General features: G+C 44.0%; 20 protein-coding genes and 1 tRNA gene. 7 read left to right on the top strand and 14 right to left on the bottom strand.

Going from position 1 to position 21277, the window contains the following annotated elements:
* Positions 1–22: 22 nt before the first annotated feature.
* From ACTUJY_RS08060 to suhB, 11 genes are all read right to left on the bottom strand, one after another.
* Positions 23–499: a hypothetical protein gene (locus ACTUJY_RS08060; RefSeq protein WP_463615563.1), complete on the bottom strand. Its 477-nt coding sequence runs from the start codon at positions 497–499 to the stop codon at positions 23–25.
* Between the two features lie 17 nt (positions 500–516).
* The gene (locus ACTUJY_RS08055; RefSeq protein ID WP_463615562.1) at positions 517–2814 is read right to left on the bottom strand and encodes an efflux RND transporter permease subunit; all 2298 of its coding nucleotides are present in this window, start codon (positions 2812–2814) and stop codon (positions 517–519) included.
* Between the two features lie 208 nt (positions 2815–3022).
* Positions 3023–3448, bottom strand: a complete 426-nt coding sequence (locus tag ACTUJY_RS08050) for a SufE family protein (RefSeq protein ID WP_463615561.1) — start codon at positions 3446–3448, stop codon at positions 3023–3025.
* An 89-nt stretch (positions 3449–3537) separates the two neighbouring features.
* Positions 3538–4071, bottom strand: a complete 534-nt coding sequence (gene sufT, locus ACTUJY_RS08045; RefSeq protein WP_463615560.1) for a putative Fe-S cluster assembly protein SufT — start codon at positions 4069–4071, stop codon at positions 3538–3540.
* A 23-nt stretch (positions 4072–4094) separates the two neighbouring features.
* Positions 4095–4445, bottom strand: a complete 351-nt coding sequence (locus ACTUJY_RS08040) for a HesB/IscA family protein (protein WP_463615559.1) — start codon at positions 4443–4445, stop codon at positions 4095–4097.
* Positions 4446–4465: 20 nt separating this feature from the next.
* On the bottom strand, positions 4466–5713 hold the full coding sequence (locus ACTUJY_RS08035; RefSeq protein WP_463615558.1) for an aminotransferase class V-fold PLP-dependent enzyme: 1248 nt from the start codon (positions 5711–5713) through the stop codon (positions 4466–4468).
* Positions 5714–5739: 26 nt separating this feature from the next.
* On the bottom strand, positions 5740–7032 hold the full coding sequence (gene sufD, locus ACTUJY_RS08030; protein WP_463615557.1) for a Fe-S cluster assembly protein SufD: 1293 nt from the start codon (positions 7030–7032) through the stop codon (positions 5740–5742).
* Positions 7032–7781, bottom strand: a complete 750-nt coding sequence (gene sufC, locus ACTUJY_RS08025) for a Fe-S cluster assembly ATPase SufC (RefSeq protein WP_463615556.1) — start codon at positions 7779–7781, stop codon at positions 7032–7034. The genes sufD and sufC overlap by 1 nt, the downstream gene beginning before the upstream one ends.
* A gap of 82 nt (positions 7782–7863) precedes the next feature.
* Complete coding sequence (gene sufB / locus ACTUJY_RS08020) at positions 7864–9300, bottom strand: Fe-S cluster assembly protein SufB (protein WP_463615555.1); 1437 nt, start codon at positions 9298–9300, stop codon at positions 7864–7866.
* A gap of 112 nt (positions 9301–9412) precedes the next feature.
* Positions 9413–9898 carry a Fe-S cluster assembly transcriptional regulator IscR gene (gene iscR, locus ACTUJY_RS08015; RefSeq protein ID WP_463615554.1) on the bottom strand — a complete coding sequence of 162 codons (486 nt, stop codon included), beginning with the start codon at positions 9896–9898 and terminating at the stop codon, positions 9413–9415.
* A 132-nt stretch (positions 9899–10030) separates the two neighbouring features.
* Positions 10031–10801 carry an inositol-1-monophosphatase gene (suhB, locus tag ACTUJY_RS08010; protein ID WP_463615553.1) on the bottom strand — a complete coding sequence of 257 codons (771 nt, stop codon included), beginning with the start codon at positions 10799–10801 and terminating at the stop codon, positions 10031–10033.
* A 233-nt stretch (positions 10802–11034) separates the two neighbouring features.
* Here suhB and ACTUJY_RS08005 point away from each other — a divergent pair, with 233 nt between their 5' ends.
* The gene (locus ACTUJY_RS08005) at positions 11035–11787 is read left to right on the top strand and encodes an RNA methyltransferase (protein ID WP_463615552.1); all 753 of its coding nucleotides are present in this window, start codon (positions 11035–11037) and stop codon (positions 11785–11787) included.
* Positions 11784–12620, top strand: coding sequence for a serine O-acetyltransferase (gene cysE / locus ACTUJY_RS08000; RefSeq protein WP_463615551.1), 837 nt, complete (start codon positions 11784–11786; stop codon positions 12618–12620). Before ACTUJY_RS08005 ends, cysE begins: the two co-directional genes overlap by 4 nt.
* Before the next feature lie 230 nt (positions 12621–12850).
* Here the strand turns inward: cysE and ACTUJY_RS07995 are convergent.
* Together ACTUJY_RS07995 and ACTUJY_RS07990 are read right to left on the bottom strand one after the other, a co-directional pair.
* A tRNA-Lys gene (locus ACTUJY_RS07995) sits at positions 12851–12926 on the bottom strand.
* Positions 12927–13106: 180 nt separating this feature from the next.
* A complete protein-coding gene (locus ACTUJY_RS07990; RefSeq protein ID WP_463615550.1) occupies positions 13107–14264 on the bottom strand; it encodes an IscS subfamily cysteine desulfurase in 1158 nt (385 codons plus the stop codon).
* Between the two features lie 179 nt (positions 14265–14443).
* Between ACTUJY_RS07990 and ACTUJY_RS07985 the strand changes: the two genes are divergently transcribed.
* Positions 14444–15235, top strand: a complete 792-nt coding sequence (locus ACTUJY_RS07985; RefSeq protein ID WP_463615549.1) for a TSUP family transporter — start codon at positions 14444–14446, stop codon at positions 15233–15235.
* Here ACTUJY_RS07985 and ACTUJY_RS07980 read toward each other — a convergent pair whose 3' ends face one another.
* Positions 15236–16339: a beta-ketoacyl-ACP synthase 3 gene (locus ACTUJY_RS07980; RefSeq protein ID WP_463615548.1), complete on the bottom strand. Its 1104-nt coding sequence runs from the start codon at positions 16337–16339 to the stop codon at positions 15236–15238.
* Positions 16340–16519: 180 nt separating this feature from the next.
* On the opposite strand from ACTUJY_RS07980, the gene ACTUJY_RS07975 reads away from it, so the two are divergent.
* The 4 genes from ACTUJY_RS07975 to ACTUJY_RS07960 all read left to right on the top strand — a co-directional run bounded on the left by ACTUJY_RS07975 (position 16520) and on the right by ACTUJY_RS07960 (position 21241).
* Complete coding sequence (locus ACTUJY_RS07975; RefSeq protein ID WP_463615547.1) at positions 16520–16762, top strand: hypothetical protein; 243 nt, start codon at positions 16520–16522, stop codon at positions 16760–16762.
* 120 nt (positions 16763–16882) lie between these two features.
* A complete protein-coding gene (locus tag ACTUJY_RS07970; protein ID WP_463615546.1) occupies positions 16883–18733 on the top strand; it encodes an assimilatory sulfite reductase (NADPH) flavoprotein subunit in 1851 nt (616 codons plus the stop codon).
* On the top strand, positions 18734–20470 hold the full coding sequence (gene cysI / locus ACTUJY_RS07965; protein WP_463615545.1) for an assimilatory sulfite reductase (NADPH) hemoprotein subunit: 1737 nt from the start codon (positions 18734–18736) through the stop codon (positions 20468–20470).
* A gap of 33 nt (positions 20471–20503) precedes the next feature.
* Positions 20504–21241: a phosphoadenylyl-sulfate reductase gene (locus ACTUJY_RS07960; RefSeq protein ID WP_463615544.1), complete on the top strand. Its 738-nt coding sequence runs from the start codon at positions 20504–20506 to the stop codon at positions 21239–21241.
* The last annotated feature ends 36 nt before the right edge of the window (positions 21242–21277 follow it).

Below are 21277 nucleotides of genomic sequence, written 5' to 3'. Positions count from 1 at the left end.
TTCTACAACACTAAACAACGGGTTAATGAATACTGACGACTTTATTGCTTACAATAGGCTGTTCACCGAAAACGCGGCTCAAACAATGGTCACAAATGGTTACGTCTGGGTAACTTTGTAACAAATTAGCGATGGATTGTGAGATTTCGGTACAACCCCTTAAACAGGCCTCATAAGTGTCATCGAATAAACGTGAACTTTCGATTAAGCGTATTATAAAGCTGTGACAATCTAACAGCAATCGGCCTGCATCTTCTACTTTCTGTTGCATGATTAGGCAGTCCGATAGGTTCTGATGAGAAATCACCAGATAGCTGACTAATTCTGCATTGAGCGTGCGTAGTTTTAGTAAGTAGTGGGCGCGCTGGAGTGCACGTTGGTAATGTTGGCTGGCACTGTCAAAATGACCTGTTTGAAATTGACGGTTGCCTTGTAAAGTTATCTGTTGCCAAAGATCCATACTGCGCACTCTATCATTGGTAATGATAATCATTATCATAAAGGTGCTGTCGGTTGTCAAGTTAAGTCATTCACTTTTTGAGGTGTCAGCTTATTTCGATCCAACCAATATAAAATTAAAGGTAATAAGGTAAAGTCTATTAACAGTGCCGCCAATAAAGTAATGCTGATTAAAGCACCCGTACTGCTGGTGGGTAATAACGGTGATGAGATTAACGTGGCAAAACCTGCAACAAGAATGACGGTTGTTGTAACGAGCGCTTTACCGACAATATGAAAGGCATAGTCGAGAGATTGTTCACTACTGAGTTGATGTTCCTGCTTGGCGCGCAAATACTTGGTTATAAAGTGCACGCTGTCATCAACAATTATGCCGATGCTCATGCATATCACGACTGACAACGCCAAGTCGATATAACCTTCTAGAAACCCCCACAACCCGTAAGCAATTAGAGCCGGAAATAAATTAGGGACTAAACTGACAGCGCCGTATTTTATCGATTTAAGAACAATACTCATCAATAAACTGATAATGAAAAGGGCGATGGCACTGCTGATGATCATTTGCAAAATATTTCGCTCCGCAATATGAGAAAATATATGGTCGAGACCAGAGATATGCAATTCCAACTCAGGCTCCTGGTTAATTGAATTGAAATAAGCGCGAAGATCATTTTCAAATTGGATTAGCTGTTCCGATGCCATAGGTCGTAACAATAAGCTGGTGCGTGACGCGTTGCGATCAAAGGTAACAAAAGCATCGGTTCCGAGCCCTTCTGGTAATGAAAGTTCGTACAACAGCAAATATTGTGCGGCCAGTTGTTGATTCTCTGGCATTTTAAAGTAGTCGGATGCGTCTTCATGCATATTCTGATTTAATCGCTTTAAGATATAACCGTAACTTTGAATGTGACCGACAGAAGGGTGGCGCTCAAGGTAGTGCAGTAGTTTGTCCAATGTTTGTAAATATTCGGGGCGATTAACTTGATTCTCATTTGGACTAAACAGCTCCAGTTCGTAACGATGCAGACGATTAAACTTTTCCTTTATTAATTCTATGGCTTGTGCTAATTCAAAGCGGGTGGAAAAATATTTGCTCCAGTTTTCAGTCACTCGAATTTGAGTGATACCGATGACCGAGCTGATCAATACACTAATTAATGCCACCATTAAAATTATTCGGTGCTTACGTAACCAAGTCGAGTAAGCTAATAAAATGTCTGTGCTCTTGGTTTGTTGTGGTAAATAACGAATTGGAAATCGGCTCAATACCAGTGGTAACAAAGTAACGGTAAACAGCCAAGCCAGTGTGACGCCAATGGCTACCATGTTTCCCAAATCACGATAGGGTGGAGAGTCACTAAAGTTTAAAAATAATACTCCTAATGCGGTTGTTACGCTGGTGATGGTGATGGGGGTAAAATTAATTCGAAACGCTTCACGGTTAGCAGCGCGATGTTCCATCGCTTTTACACGAATCAAATAACGATAACTGGTCAGGTAGTGTACGCAATCAGCAACGGCTAAAGTAAGCACAACGGAAGGAACAAAACCAGCAACCGGTGTCAGCTCTAATTTCACCAATGAATGCAAAGAAAAAGTGAAAATAATACTGAGTGAAACAACCAGTAATGTGAGTAATGTTGCTTTTATACTCCGTAGAAAAAATAGCAAGCCCAGCGTGATGATAAGGTAACTGATGGGGACCAGCAGTGCCAGATCCCCTTGAACCGCTTGTTCAAGTGTGACGTTCGAAACTACAGAGCCTATTAAATAAAAACGAACCTCAGGGTTGGTGTTTTGCCATGGTAGGATTAATTTTTTTGCTGCTTGGTAAACCTGTTTTGCGCTGTCGGACTGTGTTGGATCCAGCTTGAGCTCGGCGTGAACAATGGTCAAGCTTTCATCTTCAGAAAGGTAAGTGTGGCGGAGTTGAATATCGCTGTTAATGGCTTGCCGTCGTTGTAATGGATATTGTGTTAATTCCAGCAAATTGGTGGTGATTAAAGTATCTCCTTCGGCGTAAGTGTAGGGCGTATTGCTAATGGAATTAACGCGAGTCACTTTCGGTAATTGCCAGAACGCTTGCGTGAATTTTTCGATAGTAGTGATGGCATCTTGCTCGAGCCAGCTACCATGAGTGCGTAACGCAACTAACGATATAGTATCGTGTGAAGCAAAGTTTTTTTCGAATCGATCAAAAGCTTTCAGTTCCGGGTTCTCTTCACTGAAATAAACACGAAAGTCGTTACTTAAATGTAAGTTGCCCAGTTGATGACTGGCAAAACCACAACTGAGCAATAACAGTAACAGTATCCACTTTAGGCTAAATAGGCGTGAGTCGGTTAAATCCATGACCGTTCTCGTTTGTTGTTGTCATGAGTATTTTTAAGAGGATGCGCTTATACACCTCAGAAATGTTTAACTAGTTTAGTTGAGAGGTACGAAGATGAAAACATAAGATATGGTTATTGCAAAATACAAACGCAAGATAGGTGTATCCCGGCTTGAAATATTGCAATTATCTACTTTTGACTTGTTGCGTTGTGGTACCAAGTTGGGGTTAATTATACTCTTGGGCAATCGATTGAATTCGCTGAACCATGGCACGCAATCCATTGCCTCTAGTTGGACTCAAGTGTTTGACTAAATCGATTTTGGCAAAAAAATTTTCAATATCAAAAGCAAGAATATCGGCGGGAGATTTGTTGTTATAAGCGCACATCACCATTGCCAGAAGCCCTTTGACAATATGAGCGTCGCTATCAACCTGAAAAGAAAGAATATTGTTTTGATATTCTGGCTCGAGCCAAACTTGACTTTGACAACCCGGAACCAGTCGATCTTCCGTTTTAAGGCTTTCATCGATACTGGGGAGCTGTTTTCCCAAGTCAATAATGTAACGATAGCGATCTTCCCAGCTATCAAAAAAGCTCAAGTCTTCGATAATGTCGTCACTAAAAACAGTTATGCCAAAAGGTGTATTCATCAGTTCGTCAACTTCATTTATATAAATAGGTGTTTAAGCATGGTTACTGACACAAAGGTATTTAGAGCAATAAGGGTTTCAAAAGAACTCTAAAAGAAAAGGCCGGTTTCCAATTTGGCTTCTTCCGTCATCATATCGCGTGACCAAGGTGGGTCGAATACCAGTTCAATTTTTACTTCGGTCACATTGGGTACTTTGGCTACGCGATATTTAATATCGCTGACCAGCACCGGTCCCATGCCACAGCTGGGTGCAGTAAGGGTCATCACAATTTGTACGGACTTATTGTTTTGGTCGATATTAACTTCATAAATAAGACCAAGATCGACCAAGTTCACTGGAATTTCTGGATCGTAAATGGTTTTTAACGCCTGCCAAACTTGCTCTTGGTGAATACTGCCATCGGCCGGTGATTCAAAGTTAAATTCCTGTGCTTGGTAACCAATTGCATCGGCATCGGTGCCGTCAATACGCGCCATATTTCCGTTCACAACGACCGTGTAATTACCTCCGAGTGCTTGGGTAACGGTAAGAAAAGTGTCTTTAGGGATAGAAATTCGCGTACCTGCCGGAACCAATCGTGCCGGACATTCACGCAGCGTTACCACCATTTTGCGTTCCATGTTACAACCTCTTAAACATTTAACTACAGGGTGAAGCTTTCACCGCAGCCGCACATGGCTTTAGCATTAGGGTTATTAAATTGTATGTTGCTATTTACACCTTCGGTTACGTAATCGATTTCTGTACCTTGCAATAAAGGGAGCGCATCTTTCGAAACGTAAAGTGTAATGGTGCCAAAGGCGAAGGTTTTGTCGTCTTGTTGTGGCTCGCTGACAAAATCCATTTCGTACATATAACCGGAACATCCGCTCTCTTTTACCCAGAGACGCACGGCGGTTTCCGAACGATTACTCAATTGACGTTGAAAGTGACGCACGGCCTTTTCGGTCATCGTCAGTTCAATATCGTTGGTGGAGAAAGTGGCTACAGTCATGTTACCCTCAAGAATCAGCGTTAAAGTAAAAACGTTTTCGCTTTGGTTAATGCCGCAAACAAACGCTCGATATCTTCTTCATTGTTATAAAATGAAAAAGATGCGCGAATGGTTCCAGGAATATTGTACTGCTTCATAATGGGCATGGCACAATGATGGCCCGTTCTAACCGCGACACCTTGTTGATCCAGCAGTGTTCCCACATCGTGTGGGTGAGCGCCTTCCAATAAAAAGCTGAGTACGCCAGTCTTTTCTTTTGCGGTTCCCACTAGGCGAATATTGCCAAAGTTTTTAGCTTTATCAGTGGCAAAGTTTAACAATTGATCTTCGTAAGCAAAGAGTTGCGAACGATCAAACTGTTGCAAGTAATCTATGGCTGCCGACAGTCCGATGGCGCCGGCAATGTTAGGTGTGCCTGCTTCAAACTTATAAGGCAGTTGGTTATAAGTGGTTTTTTCAAAACTCACCACTTCAATCATTTCTCCACCACCTTGATAAGGCTGCATTTGCTCCAATAATTCCTGCTTGCCGTAAAGTACGCCAATACCCGTTGGCGCAAACATTTTATGACCAGAAAAAGCATAAAAGTCACAATTGAGGTCTTGTACATCAATGGTTAAATGTGGAGCACCTTGCGCGCCATCGACAACAAACTTGGCACCAACCTGATGTGCGGCGGCAACCATGGACTTAATCGGGTTGATAGACCCTAGTGCATTGGACACATGACCGACCGAAACTAACTTTACATCGACACTTAATAACTGCTGATAGGCACTTTGTTCGATTTCACCGGCATCGTTAACGGGAATCACTTTTAACGTCGCTCCAGTTTGCTCACAGACCATTTGCCAGGGCACAATATTGGAATGGTGTTCCATCGCTGAAACCAGAACAACATCGCCAGCTTTTAATAAGGGACGCGCATAACTTTGAGCGATTAGGTTTATGCTTTCGGTAGTGCCTCGCGTCCAGATAATCTGCTCGCGGCTTTCCGCATGAATAAACTTTTGAACATTCTCTCGTGCATGTTCAAAAGCTGCGGTAGCGCGATCACTTAGCGTATGTGCGCCTCGATGAACATTAGAGTTATTTTCACAATAATAATTATTGATGGCATCAATCACACTTTGCGGTTTTTGAGTTGTCGCCGCGTTGTCCAGGTATACCAGAGGAATACCATTCACTTCCTGATGAAGTATTGGGAAATCTTTGCGTAGAGCGGCAAAGTCAATGTGCGGGCTGTTAACTGCGACAACATTGCTCATGTCAAATCCTCGGATTACCTTTTCGACTAAATCGTTTGTTCGAAGAGTTTTGCCAAAATAGGGCGCAAATACTCACCTATGGCTTCATGCTCAAGGTTATCGAGTAACTCGTTAATAAAACCAAAACTCAGCATCAATTCCGCTTGTGCTTTTGGAATGCCACGCGACAGCAAATAGAACAATGCTTTTTCATCCATTTGTGCAACGGTAGCCCCATGAGCACAGCGTACATCGTCTGCGTAAATTTCCAACTCCGGTTTCGTGTTTACCTCAGCTTTATTGGATAACAATAAATTTTTATTGCTCAACTCCGCTAGTGTTTTTTGTGCGTCCGGATAAATATGAATTCGCCCATTAAATACTGCTTTAGCTGATCCACCAACAATACCGCGGAAAACTTCTTGTGTTGTACAGTGCGGACTGCGATGTTCAATATTGGTGTGGTAATCGATTTGCTGTTGATTTTTAGCTAAGTAAACACCGTTAACATCGGCATGTGAGCCAGTACTTTGATGGTAGACGTTTAAATCTAAGCGCTTGATTTTTCCACCCAGACCAACATGAAAGGTATTCAGTTTTGAATCACGATTAAGCCAAAAATCAATCTCGCCCAAATGAATGATGTTTTCATCTTCCAGATGCAGGCGGTAGTGATGTAATCGGGCATTATCTTCAATCACAAACTGAGCCATTTGATTGACCACTGCAGTGTGTTCGTTGAAGTCCTGACTGATAAAATGCTCCACTACTGTTGCTTGAGCATGACGCTCCAATTTTACCAGTAAATTTTGTGCGGATGTTTTATCTTGCGCTGCGTGAGTGGTGATATGAATAATTTGCAGAGGCTTGTTTGCACTGTTTTGATCAAACTCGACCAGAATACCGTCCTGACTCATTATTGTATTTAACAGACTGAACGGATTGTTACTGTCGTTCTTTAGCGCTAATTGTTGCTGAATAAACGTTTGTTGTTCCGCGTTGGCATTGCGAAACTGAGTAACCTTGTGTTCGAAGGACGAAAGGTTTGTATCGAAATGACCGTTAACCAACACCAATCGTTCGGCATTCAGATTATCAATGGTAGTCACGAGCGACGGCTCAATGCTTTCCGCTGGCGATAACTGGTTAAACGACTGACGTGTTAATGCCGTTAAATTATTATATTTAAAATGTTCGGTTTTGCGTGTCGGCCAACCGGAGTGGTTAAAGCGCTCCAATTGAGACTGACGAAAATTAGCGAGCCACGGAGTAGGGCTTTGTTGTTCCAGTGAGCGTGCCAGTTCGGAGGCTTCGCGAATAAAGTCTACGGCTTGTTCCATTACGCAACCTCTTGTTCTAACCAGCTGTATCCTTTTTCCTCGAGCTCCAAGGCCAACTCTTTACCACCGGATTTTACGATTTTACCATTCGATAATACGTGGACATAATCCGGTACAATATAATCCAATAAGCGTTGATAGTGTGTGACCACCACAAATGCGCGGTTTGGATCGCGAAGTTCATTCACGCCTTTTGCAACGACTTGCAATGCGTCTATATCCAAGCCAGAATCGGTTTCATCGAGAATGCAAAGCTTGGGTTGCAATAGCATCATTTGCATAATTTCATTACGCTTTTTCTCTCCACCTGAAAAACCTTCGTTCACACCGCGCTTTAAAAAGTTTTGGTCGAGATTTACCGCTTTGCATGCTTCACGAGCCATTTTCATAAAACTGGGGGCGTCTAACTCCGGCTTTCCGTGATATTTGCGGATGGCATCCATGGATGTTTTTAAAAACTCAAGATTACTGACACCTGGAATTTCAACCGGATACTGAAACGCTAAAAATAAACCTTCTGCAGCTCGTTCTTCTGGTTCCAGTGCGAAAAGATCTTTGCCATCGAATGTAACAGTGCCTTCGGTGTGTTCATAACCTTCTCGGCCTGTCAACAGGTTACCCAGTGTACTTTTACCTGCACCGTTTGGGCCCATAATGGCATGCACTTCGCCAGGCTTCACTTCAAGACTCAAACCTTTGAGAATGGTTTTTTCTTCTACCCTTGCGAAAAGGTTGTTAATGCTTAGCATATGACGTGTTCACTCCGAAAACTCATTTTTACTGTCGACAATTCGACACCTTAGTGATGAGAATATACCCATCAAAACTTTACTAACCGACGGAACCTTCCAGGCTCACTTCTAATAGTTTGCCAGCTTCTACGGCAAACTCCATCGGTAACTCTTTGAAAACTTCTTTACAAAAACCATTAACGATCATAGAAACCGCTTTTTCTGGATCAATGCCGCGTTGACGACACAAAAATAATTGATCGTCACTGACTTTTGATGTTGTCGCCTCATGTTCAATGACGGCAGAAGGGTGCTTACTTTCTATATACGGAAACGTATGTGCACCGCATTTATCTCCAATCAATAAAGAGTCACACTGTGTGTAATTTCGCGCACCTTCGGCCATCGGACTCATACGCACCAAACCTCGGTAAGCGGATTGACTTTTTCCGGCAGAAATACCTTTGGCTATGATGGTTGAGCGGGTGTTTTTACCCAGGTGAATCATTTTGGTGCCGGTATCCGCCTGTTGAAGATTATTGGTTAGCGCAACAGAATAAAATTCACCGATACTGTTGTCGCCTTTCAATATGCAGCTTGGGTATTTCCAGGTAATTGCAGAGCCGGTTTCAACTTGAGTCCAGCTGATTTTTGAATTGGTATGACAAAGCCCGCGTTTGGTAACAAAATTGTAAATACCGCCTTTGCCGTTTTCATCACCGGGATACCAGTTTTGTACGGTCGAGTATTTAATTTCTGCGTTGTCGAGGGCGACCAGTTCTACCACTGCAGCGTGTAACTGGTTTTCATCGCGCATAGGAGCGGTACAACCTTCTAGGTAACTTACGTAACTGCCTTCTTCGGCAATGATCAAAGTGCGTTCGAATTGGCCGGTTTTTGCTTCGTTAATACGGAAGTAGGTGGAAAGTTCCATTGGGCAACGCACGCCTTTGGGGATATACACAAACGATCCATCACTGAATACAGCGCAATTTAATGTGGCAAAAAAGTTATCGCGTACCGGAACCACAGAGCCCAAGTATTTTTTTACCAGCTCAGGGTATTTGTGAACCGCTTCGGAAATAGGGCAAAAGATAACACCCGCTTCTTCGAGTTTTTCGCGGAACGTGGTAGCGACTGAAACCGAATCAAATACGGCATCCACCGCAACACCGGCCAGAATTTCCTGCTCATGCAAAGGAATACCGAGTTTCTCGTAGGTTTTTAGCAGCTCAGGATCGACTTCGTCGAGACTTTTCGGCTTGTCTTCCATGCTTTTCGGTGCCGAGTAATAGGAAATCGCTTCGTAATCGATTTTAGGATAATGCACATGGGCCCAGGTGGGTTCTTCCATGGTTTTCCAGATTTCAAAGGCTTTTAAACGCCATTCCAACATCCATTCCGGTTCACCTTTTTTCGCCGAAATGGCCCGGATTACGTCTTCGTTTAATCCGGGTGGTAAGGTTTCGGAATCAACTTCCGTTACAAAACCGGCTTTGTAGTCGTTTTGTATACGTTCTTGAATGACTTCTGACATTTTACCTGGCTCCCGAAACTTCTGTCATTGTGTCGAAGTTTCTGAAATTACTCTTTATCTGTACGTGTAGCCCTGCTCGAAGGGGCGCAAATTATATCAGAAACGCAAGCGGTTAGCTCACTTCTGACAAGATAAACGTATTACTTTCGTAAGGCGATTGCTGCGTTTCCGGTACGGAATTCAAACGATGTTTGGCACGTTGTTGATCGATGACCGTTTGCAGCGAAATCCCGGATAAAAACTGGTGAATTTGCTGACTCAACTCGAACCAAAGATCATGGGTAATGCATTGTTGACCCTGATGGCAGTTACCTTTGCCATGACAGGCCGTGACATCGGTAGTTTCGTTAACAGCATCGATCACGCTGGCAATTGTAATTACATTGGCTGGATCTTGTAATTGATAACCACCGCCAGGCCCGCGTATGCTTTTTACCAGGCGATTACGCCGTAATTTGGCAAATAACTGCTCTAAATAAGAGAGCGATATGCCTTGTCGGTTGGAAATTTCCAGCAGCGTAATGGGATTTTCTTCCGCGTGGATCGCCAGATCCAGCATAGCGGTTACCGCGTAGCGGCCTTTGGTGGTTAACTTCATATCCAGACCTCGCTTTGATGCTTGCGGCGATTATACCTGAGTGCAGAACTCAGGTAAATAACCAACTGGAATGCTCAAGTATACCATGTCCAAACGTGAAAATAAGATGCCCCGAGCTTCACAAACCTCTTTTTATCCAATATTGCCCAAAATTGTTTTAAAAATCTTGGGGTTAGCGGCCAAAATTGAGTCAGACTGTTTGTAGTTGGGGTTACCTTTCATATCAGCAATCATACCGCCAGCTTCGGAAACCAGCAGTGATCCCGCGGCGATATCCCACCATTTCAGACCAAATTCCCAAAACCCATCAAAGCGGCCCGCAGCCACATAAGCCAGGTCCAACGCTGCTGAACCGGCACGGCGCATATCACCGCATTTGGGGTAGAGTTTGCTGAAGAGTGTCATGTAGTGATCGAATTGACTCATGCTGCGATAAGGAAATCCGGTAGCTAAAAGGGTCTGATCAAGATTGCGTACTTCGCTGACACGAATACGCTTGCCATTGAGTTGCGCGCCATTGCCTCGAGAAGCGGTAAACAACTCTTCCCGAACGGGGTCGTAAACAACGCCAATTTCCACTTTGCCCTTAATTTGAGCGGCAATGGAAATTGAAAAGTGCGGCATCCCGCGAACAAAATTGGTGGTGCCATCAATAGGGTCGATGATCCACTGCACATCAGCTTCGCCTTGTGCGCCGCTTTCTTCGGCTAAAAAGGAGTGGTTGGGGTGGGTTTTACAGATGGTCTCTATAATGCGTTGCTCGGCTTTTCGATCAACGTCGGTTACAAAATCGTTGCGTCCTTTAACTTCAGTCTTCACCTTGTCCAGGTTTTCGGTTGCGCGCATAATCGTATCGCCAGCCGCGCGCGCCGCACGGACTGCAATGGTTTGCAATGGATGCATAGAGATCACCTTGTATAAGAACGGATGCTATAACAGCGGTTCGAGATATCGAACTTTCAAACGCGGCGGATTCTAGCAGAAGCTTAACGAATTTTGAACCAAAAATTCACCTGTACCAGACGCCAGCTGGTTAAGAATGAACACTTATGTTCCTATAAACTGAGAGAATTCATACCATTAGCGTATCATCTGGTAGAATAACGCCGCATGCTTAACTTAATATCGAAACGGATATGCTCGACGACATTCATTTTGTACTTTCTCATACCACCCACCCTGGCAATATTGGTGCGGCTGCCCGTGCTTTAAAAACTATGGGGTTGCAGCATCTTAGACTGGTCAACCCCAAACAGTTTCCGAGCGCTGAAGCAACACAACGGGCTTCTCGAGCGGACGATATTTTAGCTAAAGCTAAAGTGTATTCGTCCATTGAAGAAGCCATTGCTGATCAAGCGCTGATTGTTGGGACCAGCGCTCGTAGCCGAACTTTACCTTGGCCCATGTTAGAGCCACGAGAACTGGCAGAGAAAATAGCGAGCGATAAGAAAATACGTCCTGTTGCGATTTTATTTGGTACAGAAAATTCTGGGTTGACCAATGAAGAGTTACAGCTTTGTCATTATCATGTGTGTATTCCAACCAACCCGGAATACTCCTCGCTGAATGTGGCTTCAGCCATTCAATTAATGGCTTACGAGATGCGATTAGCAGCGAGACACTGTGGCGATGTTATTGACGCCGTTATAAATGAAATGGACTCTGGGGAGCTTCCGGCCACAGGTGAACAAATGGAGCAGATGTTTCAACATTTACAGCAAGTGATGGTGCATACTGAGTTTTTCGATCCACAAAAGCCTCGTTTGATTCAAATGCGCTTGCGCAGACTGTTTAATAAAGCACAATTTACGGATGCAGAAATACGGTTATTTAGAGGCTTTCTTGCTTCGATAAAAAAATACACGCCTAACGTAGAGGATAAGTCGTGATAAACCGAATCAAAGAAGATATCAACAGCGTATTTGAGCGTGATCCTGCTGCTCGGAACTGGTTCGAGGTTTTAACCTGTTATCCAGGAATGCAGGCGATTTGGAATTATCGAATTACGCATTGGTTGTGGCAAAAAAACATCAAGTGGTTGGCCCGCTTTTTAGGCATGTTAGGACGTTGGTTTACTGGCGTTGAAATTCATCCCGGAGCGCAAATTGGGCGACGTTTTTTCATTGATCATGCTACGGGAGTCGTCATTGGTGAAACAGCGGTGATTGGTGATGACTGTACGCTTTATCATGGCGTAACACTGGGTGGTACCACTTGGAATCCTGGTAAACGTCACCCAACCTTGGAGGATAATGTTGTTATTGGCGCCGGTGCGAAAATTCTCGGGCCGATAACCATAGGGCATGGCGCTCGGGTTGGTTCGAATTCAGTCGTCATTAAAGATGTGCCCCCAGGGGCAACGGTGATTGGTATTCCAGGACATGTTGTGCGAGATAAAGAAGGAAAAAATCCAGAGCATCGAAAACGCATTGAGCAGTTGATAGGTTTTGAAGCTTACGGTGAAAGTTCGTTAAGTTATGATCCCGTTGCGCAAGTCATATCGAGTATGTTGCAGCATTCGCGAGCCGTGGATCAGCAATTGAAATTGTGTCGTGAAGCGCTAGAGCAGGCAAAAATAGATGTGCCTTCTGTTCATATTCCCGGCATTCAGGCCGCCGATTTTTTGGATGATTTTTCAAAGGAAAATGGAGGACAAGTTGTTGATCTGAAGTCAACGGAAACGAAAGTGGATCCCGAAAACAAAAGCGAAAACGCAGGGTAAACATGTTGAAAAATACTCATACAAAGTAAACTTTTTAACAAAAAAGATATCGCAGGTTACATACAGGCAATAAAAAAGGCTACATAAAAATGCGGCCTTTCAGAATGCTGTGGGTTGAGCTGGAATCGTCGGTCCGACGAATCGGCCTGCGACCAAACAAAAAGGAAGTTATCGCAGGTTACAGACAGGCAATAAAAAAGGCCACATAAAAATGCGGCCTTTCGAAATGCTGGTGGGTCGTGCAGGAATCGAACCTGCGACCAACTGATTAAAAGTCAGCTGCTCTACCGGCTGAGCTAACGACCCAGTTTTATCACGTTTGAGAGCATTCAACTCACTGATTTCTCAGATTTTTGGGGTGCCCTGCTCGGTGAGACGCGTATTATGCGGATTTTAAAAATTAAATCAAGCGTTTTTTATAAAAAAAAGATTCATCGGCGATTGTTGACGAAATTGTGATCGCATTCGCTTATTTTCGACGAAAATTCATACATTCATGGCGCGTAATCGATCAATCACTTGAGTCAATTCAGATAAAGCATAGTCGATTTCTTGTTGAGTACTAAATCGACCAAAACTGATTCGAATGGCGTTGTGAGCTAATTCATCCGAAACACCCATTGCTTTTAAAACGTAAGAGGGTTCTACACTGGCGGAGTTGCAAGCAGAACCGGAAGAAACGGCGAGATTATAGAGTGACATTAGCAATGTTTCGCCATCCACACCTTCAATACTCACATTTAAGATACTGGATACAGAGCGTTCAAAATCTCCGTTTAAATAAATGCCTTCAAGCTGCGACAAATTTTGCCAAAAATGCTGTTTGAATTGAGAAAGCATTTTCGACTCTTGTTTGAATTTTTCGTTAGCGAGTGCGAAGGCTTCACCCATGCCAACAATTTGATGAGTCGCCAAAGTACCGCTGCGTATACCGCGCTCGTGACCACCGCCGTGGATTAACGCTTCGAGTTGCACGTCTGGACTGCGGCGGACGAAAAGAGCTCCCATTCCTTTAGGACCATATATTTTGTGACTGGAAAACGAAGCAAGATCCACATGAAGTTGCTTAACATCAAAGGGTGTTTTTCCAGCTGCCTGAGCGGCATCCACATGAAAGAGTATTTTTGCATCACGACAAACTTGACCGATCTGGGCAATATCTTGCTCTACACCAGTTTCGTTATTCACTGCCATAATCGAAACAAGAAGGGTGTCTGGGCGAATGGCTTGCTCAATTTGTTCCGGCGTGATAAAGCCTTTTGAATCCGGTTGTAGAAAAGTAATTTCAAAACCTTTTGTTTCTAAATATTGGCAAGTGTCGATCACCGCTTTATGTTCGGTAGCGGAAGTGATGATGTGATTGCCTTTATCCTGATACTTATAGGCAACACCTTTAATGGCCAGGTTATCGGACTCTGTCGCACCTGAGGTAAACACAATTTCGCGAGGATCGGCATTGATCAATTGTGCAATTTGATTTCGCGCAATGTCTACGGCTTCTTCCGCTTGCCAACCGTATCGATGGGAGCGAGACGCAGGATTACCGAACTGGCCATCCAGCGTTAAATATTGGGCCATTTTTTCGGCAACTGCCGGATCGACTGGGGTTGTAGCCGCGTAATCGAGATAAACGGGTTTGTTCATGAATGATTAAGGTAATGCTAAAAGTCTTATTTTAACGGATATTGGGTAATCGGGACAAACCAACTGTCTTATGCGGTTTTTCAATCATCTATTTAAGTCATAGAATCTTCACTTTTATTGTCGTCCAATATTCATTAATCTACGCGGATTTGTGCGAAAGAGTGAATGGGAATACAGCATTGACCTACCTCATTATTGGCCTTACGGCATTAGCGACAGCATTTTTAACATTGTTTTCCGGTTTTGGTCTTGGCACGTTACTGATGCCTGCTTTTGCTTTGTTTTTTCCCTTACCGGTTGCGATTGCTTCGACTGCGGTTGTGCATGGTGCGAATAATTTTCTTAAAGTGAGCCTATTACATCACTCAATTCATCGTCAGGTATTTTTGCGCTTTGGGATCCCAGCTATGATTGCTGCGGTGGCTGGTGCAATGAGTTTAAATTACCTGGCACACGATGAAATGGACATCACTTGGCAAATTCTCAATGTCGAATTTCATTCAACTTTGCTTAAAGTCGTATTGGGAGGGCTGATTTTGGGGTTTGCTTTGTTTGATTTATCGCCTTTGAAAAGCAAGTTCCAATTCACACAAACATGGTTGCCGTTAGGCGGCGTATTATCGGGCTTTTTTGGTGGACTTTCTGGCCATCAGGGCGCACTGCGATCGATGTTTTTATTAAAGTGTAACTTAACGCCAAAAGAGTTTGTTGCAACACAAGCCATCATTGCATCATTAGTCGACATCATTCGACTTTCCATTTATCTTTTTGCGTTTTTTGCAGCTACAAATGGCGAAAGCTTTGTATCCAAAATTGATGTGGCGTTGGTCAGCTTTGCCACCTTGGCTGCGTTTATGGGAACCTATATCGGCAAAAAGCTGTTGGAAAAAACAAAAATTTCACTGATACGATGGGTGACCGGTTGTTTGTTGATTTTGATTGGCGGAGGCTTGATCACTGGAATCATTTAATCACAGTAAGCTATCGGGAACAGGTTCATTACGCTCAATAAAACAGCGTTTTATATCTTCTTTTAATAACGCCATTGCATCGCTAGGGCCGGGTTTCAACTTCGCATCGGAATAACCAATTGGCGTCACCCGATCATTCCACCGAATACTGCAGGCGCCAAACGTTAAACCAGCGCCAAAAGCGGTGAGAATAAGGTTTGCGTAGGGTTTCATTCGATCCGCTTCCAGCGCTTCGCAAAGTGCAACGGGGACAGTCGCAGCAGACATATTGCCGTACTTTTCAATATTTATAAAAACTTGCTCGGGTTTCAGCTTCATGTGTTTACTAATGGCGTCCACAATACGAATGTTCGCCTGATGGGCGATAAATAAATCAATATCGCCCACTTGCCACCCAGACTTATCCATAACCGCTTGCGACGACTGTTTCATTTCAGCGATCGCGTTCATGTAAATTTCTTGTCCCTCAAAAGGTACATCGAAACAGCCTGGTCGGTCATGATAACGTGGAACATTGGTTCCCATTTTATCGACGCCCAGAATTGATAAACCCTCGCTGTCACAACCTAAATGGGCGTGTTGAAAACCGACATCGTCATCAGTGGCTTCAATGACAACGGCACCTGCACCATCGCCAAACAGAATAGCGACATTGCGCTTGGTCCAATCACAATAATAAGTGAGGCGATCGGAGCCAACTATTAATGCGCGTTGAATCATTCCGGTTTTAATTTGTGCGGCTGCCTGTGTCAGCGCATAGATAAAGCCGGTACATGCTGCGTTAACGTCTACCGCAGCGCAGCCGTGAGCCCTCAGTTTTTGTTGCACACGAGCAGCGGTGTTGGGAATAAGGGTGTCCCCACTTGACGTGGCAATGAATATGGCGTCCAGTTGATTTGCATCTAATCCAGCGCAGGCGAGGGCATGTTCGCCCGCAACGGCACATAAATCTGAGATGTTTTGATGGGTAATACGGCGTTCTTGAATGCCCGTTCGGCTGGTGATCCAGTCATCGGAAGTATTTAAGAAGGACGCTAAGTCCTTATTCGACAATACTGCCGGAGGTAAACATTTACCCCAACCTGTAATCACCGCGTTTGTCATTGCCTATTTACTCATTCTCGAAAAAGGGTGGTATTCTAAACCACTCGAAATTAAATGCTGTTCCGACCAATGCGGTAGAAACTGGGGTATTAAAACCGGTATTACATCTTACGCAATCGCTATTGATCGCAGCGCATTGTACTTAAAGTAAGCATAAAATCCACTCGGGCAGGCACTAAATTGACGAAATTTGATGAGACACATTTGGAAATTCTAAAACAATCAATCGATTACCTGATTAATGATGGGAAATACGACCGGCAAGAGCTTGAACAATTATTGAGCATGGCTTTGGCTGATAATGACATAAATGTTGACGAGAAAAGAGTGCTTGCTGACATTTTTAACACCGCTCGCGTTGCCGGGGTCGACTCAAAAACCGATCAATGGATGATGAATATGAGTGTGAAATATCAGCTCTAAACCGATAATCAAAACGTTATACCTAAAAGTTAGTTAGTCATTCCCGGTCATTCGTTCCGCTTAACGGGTGACTTTTCTATTCTTGGCCCATCTTTGCAATTCATATAGGCACAAATGGGCATGTTAGCCAATCTTCTTCAGGAATTTGCTGCGCCACTTAGCACGGAACAAGCCAACAAAATACGCGATGCAATCGGTGACTTGTCGTTGGAACAGGTGAACTGGTTAAGCGGTTATCTTGCTGGCTTGGCAGCTACAGGCTCTGCTGTTGGGCTTAAAGACATCAGTTCTGTCGTGCAGAAAGCTTCGCCTTTAACGCAGTCCAGTCCGTCTTTGTCGCAGTCAAAGCCGGCAGAAGTGCAAACCGCAACCGTTCTTTACGGTTCTCAAACCGGTAATGCGCGCGGTATCGCCGAACATCTTTATCAACAGTTGCAATCGCAAAACACCGAAGCACAACTGGTGGATATGGCCGACTACAACCCCAAGCAACTAAAGAAAGAACAGCGGTTATTTGTGGTGGTGAGTACGCATGGTGAAGGCGAGCCACCGGATGATGCACTCGAGTTGCATGAATTTATTTACAGTAAAAAGGCACCCGATCTGAATAGTTTGGAATTTGCCGTTCTTGCACTCGGTGACTCTTCCTATGAATTTTTCTGCAAAACCGGCAAAGATTTTGATGAACAACTCGAACAACTCGGTGCATCTCGTGTTCTTGACCGTGTCGATTGCGATGTGGATTACCAACAGTCATCAATGCTATGGCAACAACAGGTATTACAGCTGAGCGATTCGGTGAAAGACGACTCATCGGCTGAACACAAACCTCATTTGAGTGTGGTCACACCGAGTGTTTCACGTTTTGATAAATTTAATCCATTTGAAGCTGAAATAGTGGATGTACTGCCGATTACCGGTCGAGGGAGTGAAAAACTCACCTATCATGTAGAACTGGATTTATCGGGCAGCCAGCTCAGTTATGAACCTGGTGATGCACTGGGTATTTGGCCAACCAACCGCCCTCAATTGGTAGAAGAAGCACTGATTGAACTGGGCTTCAGTGGTGCAGAAAAAATTGTTGTTGATGATGTTGAAAAATCGATTCGCGATGCATTAACCAATGACTATGAACTGACACAAGTGGCACCCGGTTTTGTGCAATGGTTAGCCGACAAAACGCAAGATCAAAAGTTACTGCAAAGCGTGACCGACAAATCTGTATTGAATGCGTTGCTCAGTCGCAGTCAGGTGGTTGAATTGTTACGTCCTCATTCTTTACAAATTGAGGCACAAGAACTTGTGCAACAATTACGGCGTATAACGCCAAGATTATATTCGATTGCCAGCAGCCAAGCCGAAGTAGACGACGAAGTGCACTTAACCGTCGGACTGGTAGATGAGCTTCGCGAAGGCGAACACCGATTAGGCGCTGCGAGTAGTTTGTTAGCTCAATTAGAAAGCGGCGACCAAGTTAAGGTTTTTGTTGAAAAAAACAAACACTTTAAATTACCGAAAGATAACCATACCAACATTTTAATGATTGGTGCCGGAACGGGTATTGCGCCTTATCGGGGGTTTATTCAACAGCGCGCTGCGGATAATGCAACAGGAGAAAGTTGGTTGGTGTTTGGCAATCCGTATTTTGCAACTGACTTTTTGTATCAGCTAGAGTGGCAACAATATTTAAAGAAAGGCGAACTGACCCATATTGACTTGGCTTTTTCTCGCGATCAGGCTGAAAAGGTGTACGTGCAAAATCGATTGCAAGAAAAAGCCGAGCAGGTATACCAATGGATCGAAGAAGGTGCGCACCTCTATTTGTGTGGTGATAAAGATCGCATAGGCAAATCGGTTGAGCAAACATTGCTGGACATTTTGCAAGAGCAGGGGCAACAAACCCCAGAACAAGCGCTACAGCGATTAACTGAATTACGTAAAGCGGGCCGTTACCAGAAGGATGTATATTAAATGACTGATTCCACGTTAAAACCAGGTCTTTCGGAAAATGAGTACATCAAAGATCGCAGCACGTATTTGCGCGGTACGATCAAGGAAAGTTTGGCTAATCCTGTGACTGGGCAAGTCGCAGTAGACGATCAGCAATTGATTAAATTTCACGGCATTTACCAGCAAGACGATCGTGACCTGCGTAATGAACGTCGCAAACAAAAACTCGAACCACTGTACAGCTTTATGTTGAGGGCTCGAGTACCGGGTGGTATTTCAACGCCTGCGCAATGGTTAACTATGGATAAAATTGCGTCTGATTTTGGTAACGACACCATTCGTTTGACCACGCGGCAAGCGTTCCAGTTGCACGGTATTATTAAAAATAATTTGCGTCCGACCATGCAGGCGATGGATGAAGTGTTGCTTGATTCCATTGCGGCGTGTGGTGATGTGAATCGAAACGTAATGTGTAACCCAAATCCGGTGGAATCGAAAGCACATCAGGAAGTGTATCAATGGGCGGCTCGTATCAGCGAGCACCTGTTACCAAAAACTAAGGCGTACTACGAAATTTGGCTCAATGGCGAAAAGTACAAGGCCGATCCGGAACTCGAGCAAACGGATGAACCTATTTACGGCAAACATTACTTACCGCGTAAATTCAAAACGGTGGTGGCCATTCCACCGTATAACGATGTGGATGTTTACGCTCATGATCTGGGCTTTATCGCGATCATCAAAGAAGGGCGATTATTAGGGTTTAATGTTACCGTCGGCGGTGGTATGGGGATGACACACGGTGATCCAGAAACGCATCCTCGTACCGCGGATGTCATTGGCTTTTGTTTTCCACAGCAAGTATTGGCGGTCGCCGAGCAAGTGGTAAAAATTCAGCGCGACTTTGGTAATCGTGTGCAACGAAAATTGGCGCGTTTTAAGTACACCATTGCAAAACACGGCGTCGAATGGTTTAAGCAAGAGCTGAACGACCGCTTGGGTTGGAAGCTACTGGACGCACAACCTTTTGAGTTCATCAGTAACAGCGATCGTTACGGCTGGATCAAAGGACACGATGGTCGATGGCATTTAAATCTGTACATCGAAAACGGCCGTATTAAAGACGAAGGTGAATACCGATTGCGAACCGGTTTACGTGAGATTGCAAAAATTCATAACGGAGACTTTCGACTTTCAGCCAATCAAAATTTGATCATTGCCAACATCGAAGAATGCAATAAAGCGCACATTGAAAAGCTGGTGGCTGATCATGGCATAAAAATTGGTGACGAAGTTTCCAAGTTACGTCGTCACGCCATGGCTTGTGTCAGTTTACCCACTTGTAGTTTAGGAATGGCCGAAGCAGAACGCTACATGCCATCGTTGCTCGATAAAGTAGAGCAACTAATGCAAAAGCATCAATTGGTTGAGCAACCGATCACAATGAGAATGACAGGATGTCCCAACGGTTGTGCGCGGCCTTACATTGCGGAAATTGGTTTGGTCGGGAAAGGCCCAGGAAAATACAACCTGTTTTTAGGAGCAGGTCATCATGGTGAACGACTCGGCGTTATTTATCGCGATAATATTGGTGAAGATGAGATTTTATCCATACTTGATGACTTGTTTGAACGATACAGCAAAGAAAAACAGGCCGAAGAATTTTTTGGAGATTTTGTCGTTCGAACGGGCGTTATTAAGCATCAATTTGATGCGAGTGACTTTCACTTTGAATTACAACAAGCGAAAGCGAGTTGAGTGTATTAAGTAGCCATTGAGCAGATACGAACCATGACTTTATGCAGCGTAAAACAATCGGAGAGCCATTCGACTGAGTTGATCGAGTCATTCGATTTTAAAGAAGCCAATCAGTTGCTGGAAACTATGACCGCTCCGCAACGATTGGCTTGGTCGTTAAAGCACTTACCAGGCGAACATGTTTTAACGTCGAGTTTTGGGGCTCAATCTGCGGTGAGCTTACATTTGTTTAGTCAAGTCGCACCGAATATACCTGTTGTGCTGGTTGATACTGGGTATTTGTTCAAAGAAACCTATCAGTTTATTGACGAACTGACTCAGCGTTTAAACTTGAACCTTAAAGTGTATCGCTCACCCCTCAGCCCTGCTTGGCAAGAAGCCCGGTTTGGTGAGTTATGGAACAAAGGATTGGATGGAATTGAGCAGTACAATCGCTTGAATAAAGTGGAACCCTTGCAGTTGGCATTGCAGGAATTAAATGCGGGAACCTGGTACGCTGGCTTACGTCGAGAGCAATCGCGCAGTCGAAAGTCGATTGATATATTAAGGCGACAAGAGCACCGGTTTAAAATGCATCCAATTGCCGACTGGAGTAATCGAGATCTGCATCTTTACTTAAAGCAGCACCGGTTACCTTACCATCCTTTATGGGAACAGGGGTATGTGTCTATTGGTGATGTGCACACGACTCGCCCTATTTCAGAAGCTCAGAGTGAAGAAGAAACGCGCTTTTTTGGGTTGAAGCGTGAATGTGGAATTCATGAGATATGAGCTACTGAAAACGCTCAAATTAGCGTTAAGCTTGCA

The sequence above is a fragment of the Pleionea sp. WD8-19 genome, from assembly GCF_055326765.1.
Note: the sequence above shows the minus strand (reverse complement) of the source record. Positions and strands in the feature narration are given on the sequence as shown.

What these genes read in the sequence shown, in the direction of transcription:
- ACTUJY_RS08060 (WP_463615563.1), bottom strand. Translation starts at nt 499, where the DNA reads ATGATAATGATTATCATTACCAATGATAGAGTGCGCAGTATGGATCTT.
- ACTUJY_RS08055 (WP_463615562.1), bottom strand. Translation starts at nt 2,814, where the DNA reads ATGGATTTAACCGACTCACGCCTATTTAGCCTAAAGTGGATACTGTTA.
- ACTUJY_RS08050 (WP_463615561.1), bottom strand. Translation starts at nt 3,448, where the DNA reads ATGAATACACCTTTTGGCATAACTGTTTTTAGTGACGACATTATCGAA.
- sufT (WP_463615560.1), bottom strand. Translation starts at nt 4,071, where the DNA reads ATGGAACGCAAAATGGTGGTAACGCTGCGTGAATGTCCGGCACGATTG.
- ACTUJY_RS08040 (WP_463615559.1), bottom strand. Translation starts at nt 4,445, where the DNA reads ATGACTGTAGCCACTTTCTCCACCAACGATATTGAACTGACGATGACC.
- ACTUJY_RS08035 (WP_463615558.1), bottom strand. Translation starts at nt 5,713, where the DNA reads ATGAGCAATGTTGTCGCAGTTAACAGCCCGCACATTGACTTTGCCGCT.
- sufD (WP_463615557.1), bottom strand. Translation starts at nt 7,032, where the DNA reads ATGGAACAAGCCGTAGACTTTATTCGCGAAGCCTCCGAACTGGCACGC.
- sufC (WP_463615556.1), bottom strand. Translation starts at nt 7,781, where the DNA reads ATGCTAAGCATTAACAACCTTTTCGCAAGGGTAGAAGAAAAAACCATT.
- sufB (WP_463615555.1), bottom strand. Translation starts at nt 9,300, where the DNA reads ATGTCAGAAGTCATTCAAGAACGTATACAAAACGACTACAAAGCCGGT.
- iscR (WP_463615554.1), bottom strand. Translation starts at nt 9,898, where the DNA reads ATGAAGTTAACCACCAAAGGCCGCTACGCGGTAACCGCTATGCTGGAT.
- suhB (WP_463615553.1), bottom strand. Translation starts at nt 10,801, where the DNA reads ATGCATCCATTGCAAACCATTGCAGTCCGTGCGGCGCGCGCGGCTGGC.
- ACTUJY_RS08005 (WP_463615552.1), top strand. Translation starts at nt 11,035, where the DNA reads ATGCTCGACGACATTCATTTTGTACTTTCTCATACCACCCACCCTGGC.
- ACTUJY_RS07990 (WP_463615550.1), bottom strand. Translation starts at nt 14,264, where the DNA reads ATGAACAAACCCGTTTATCTCGATTACGCGGCTACAACCCCAGTCGAT.
- ACTUJY_RS07980 (WP_463615548.1), bottom strand. Translation starts at nt 16,339, where the DNA reads ATGACAAACGCGGTGATTACAGGTTGGGGTAAATGTTTACCTCCGGCA.
- ACTUJY_RS07970 (WP_463615546.1), top strand. Translation starts at nt 16,883, where the DNA reads ATGTTAGCCAATCTTCTTCAGGAATTTGCTGCGCCACTTAGCACGGAA.
- cysI (WP_463615545.1), top strand. Translation starts at nt 18,734, where the DNA reads ATGACTGATTCCACGTTAAAACCAGGTCTTTCGGAAAATGAGTACATC.
- ACTUJY_RS07960 (WP_463615544.1), top strand. Translation starts at nt 20,504, where the DNA reads ATGACTTTATGCAGCGTAAAACAATCGGAGAGCCATTCGACTGAGTTG.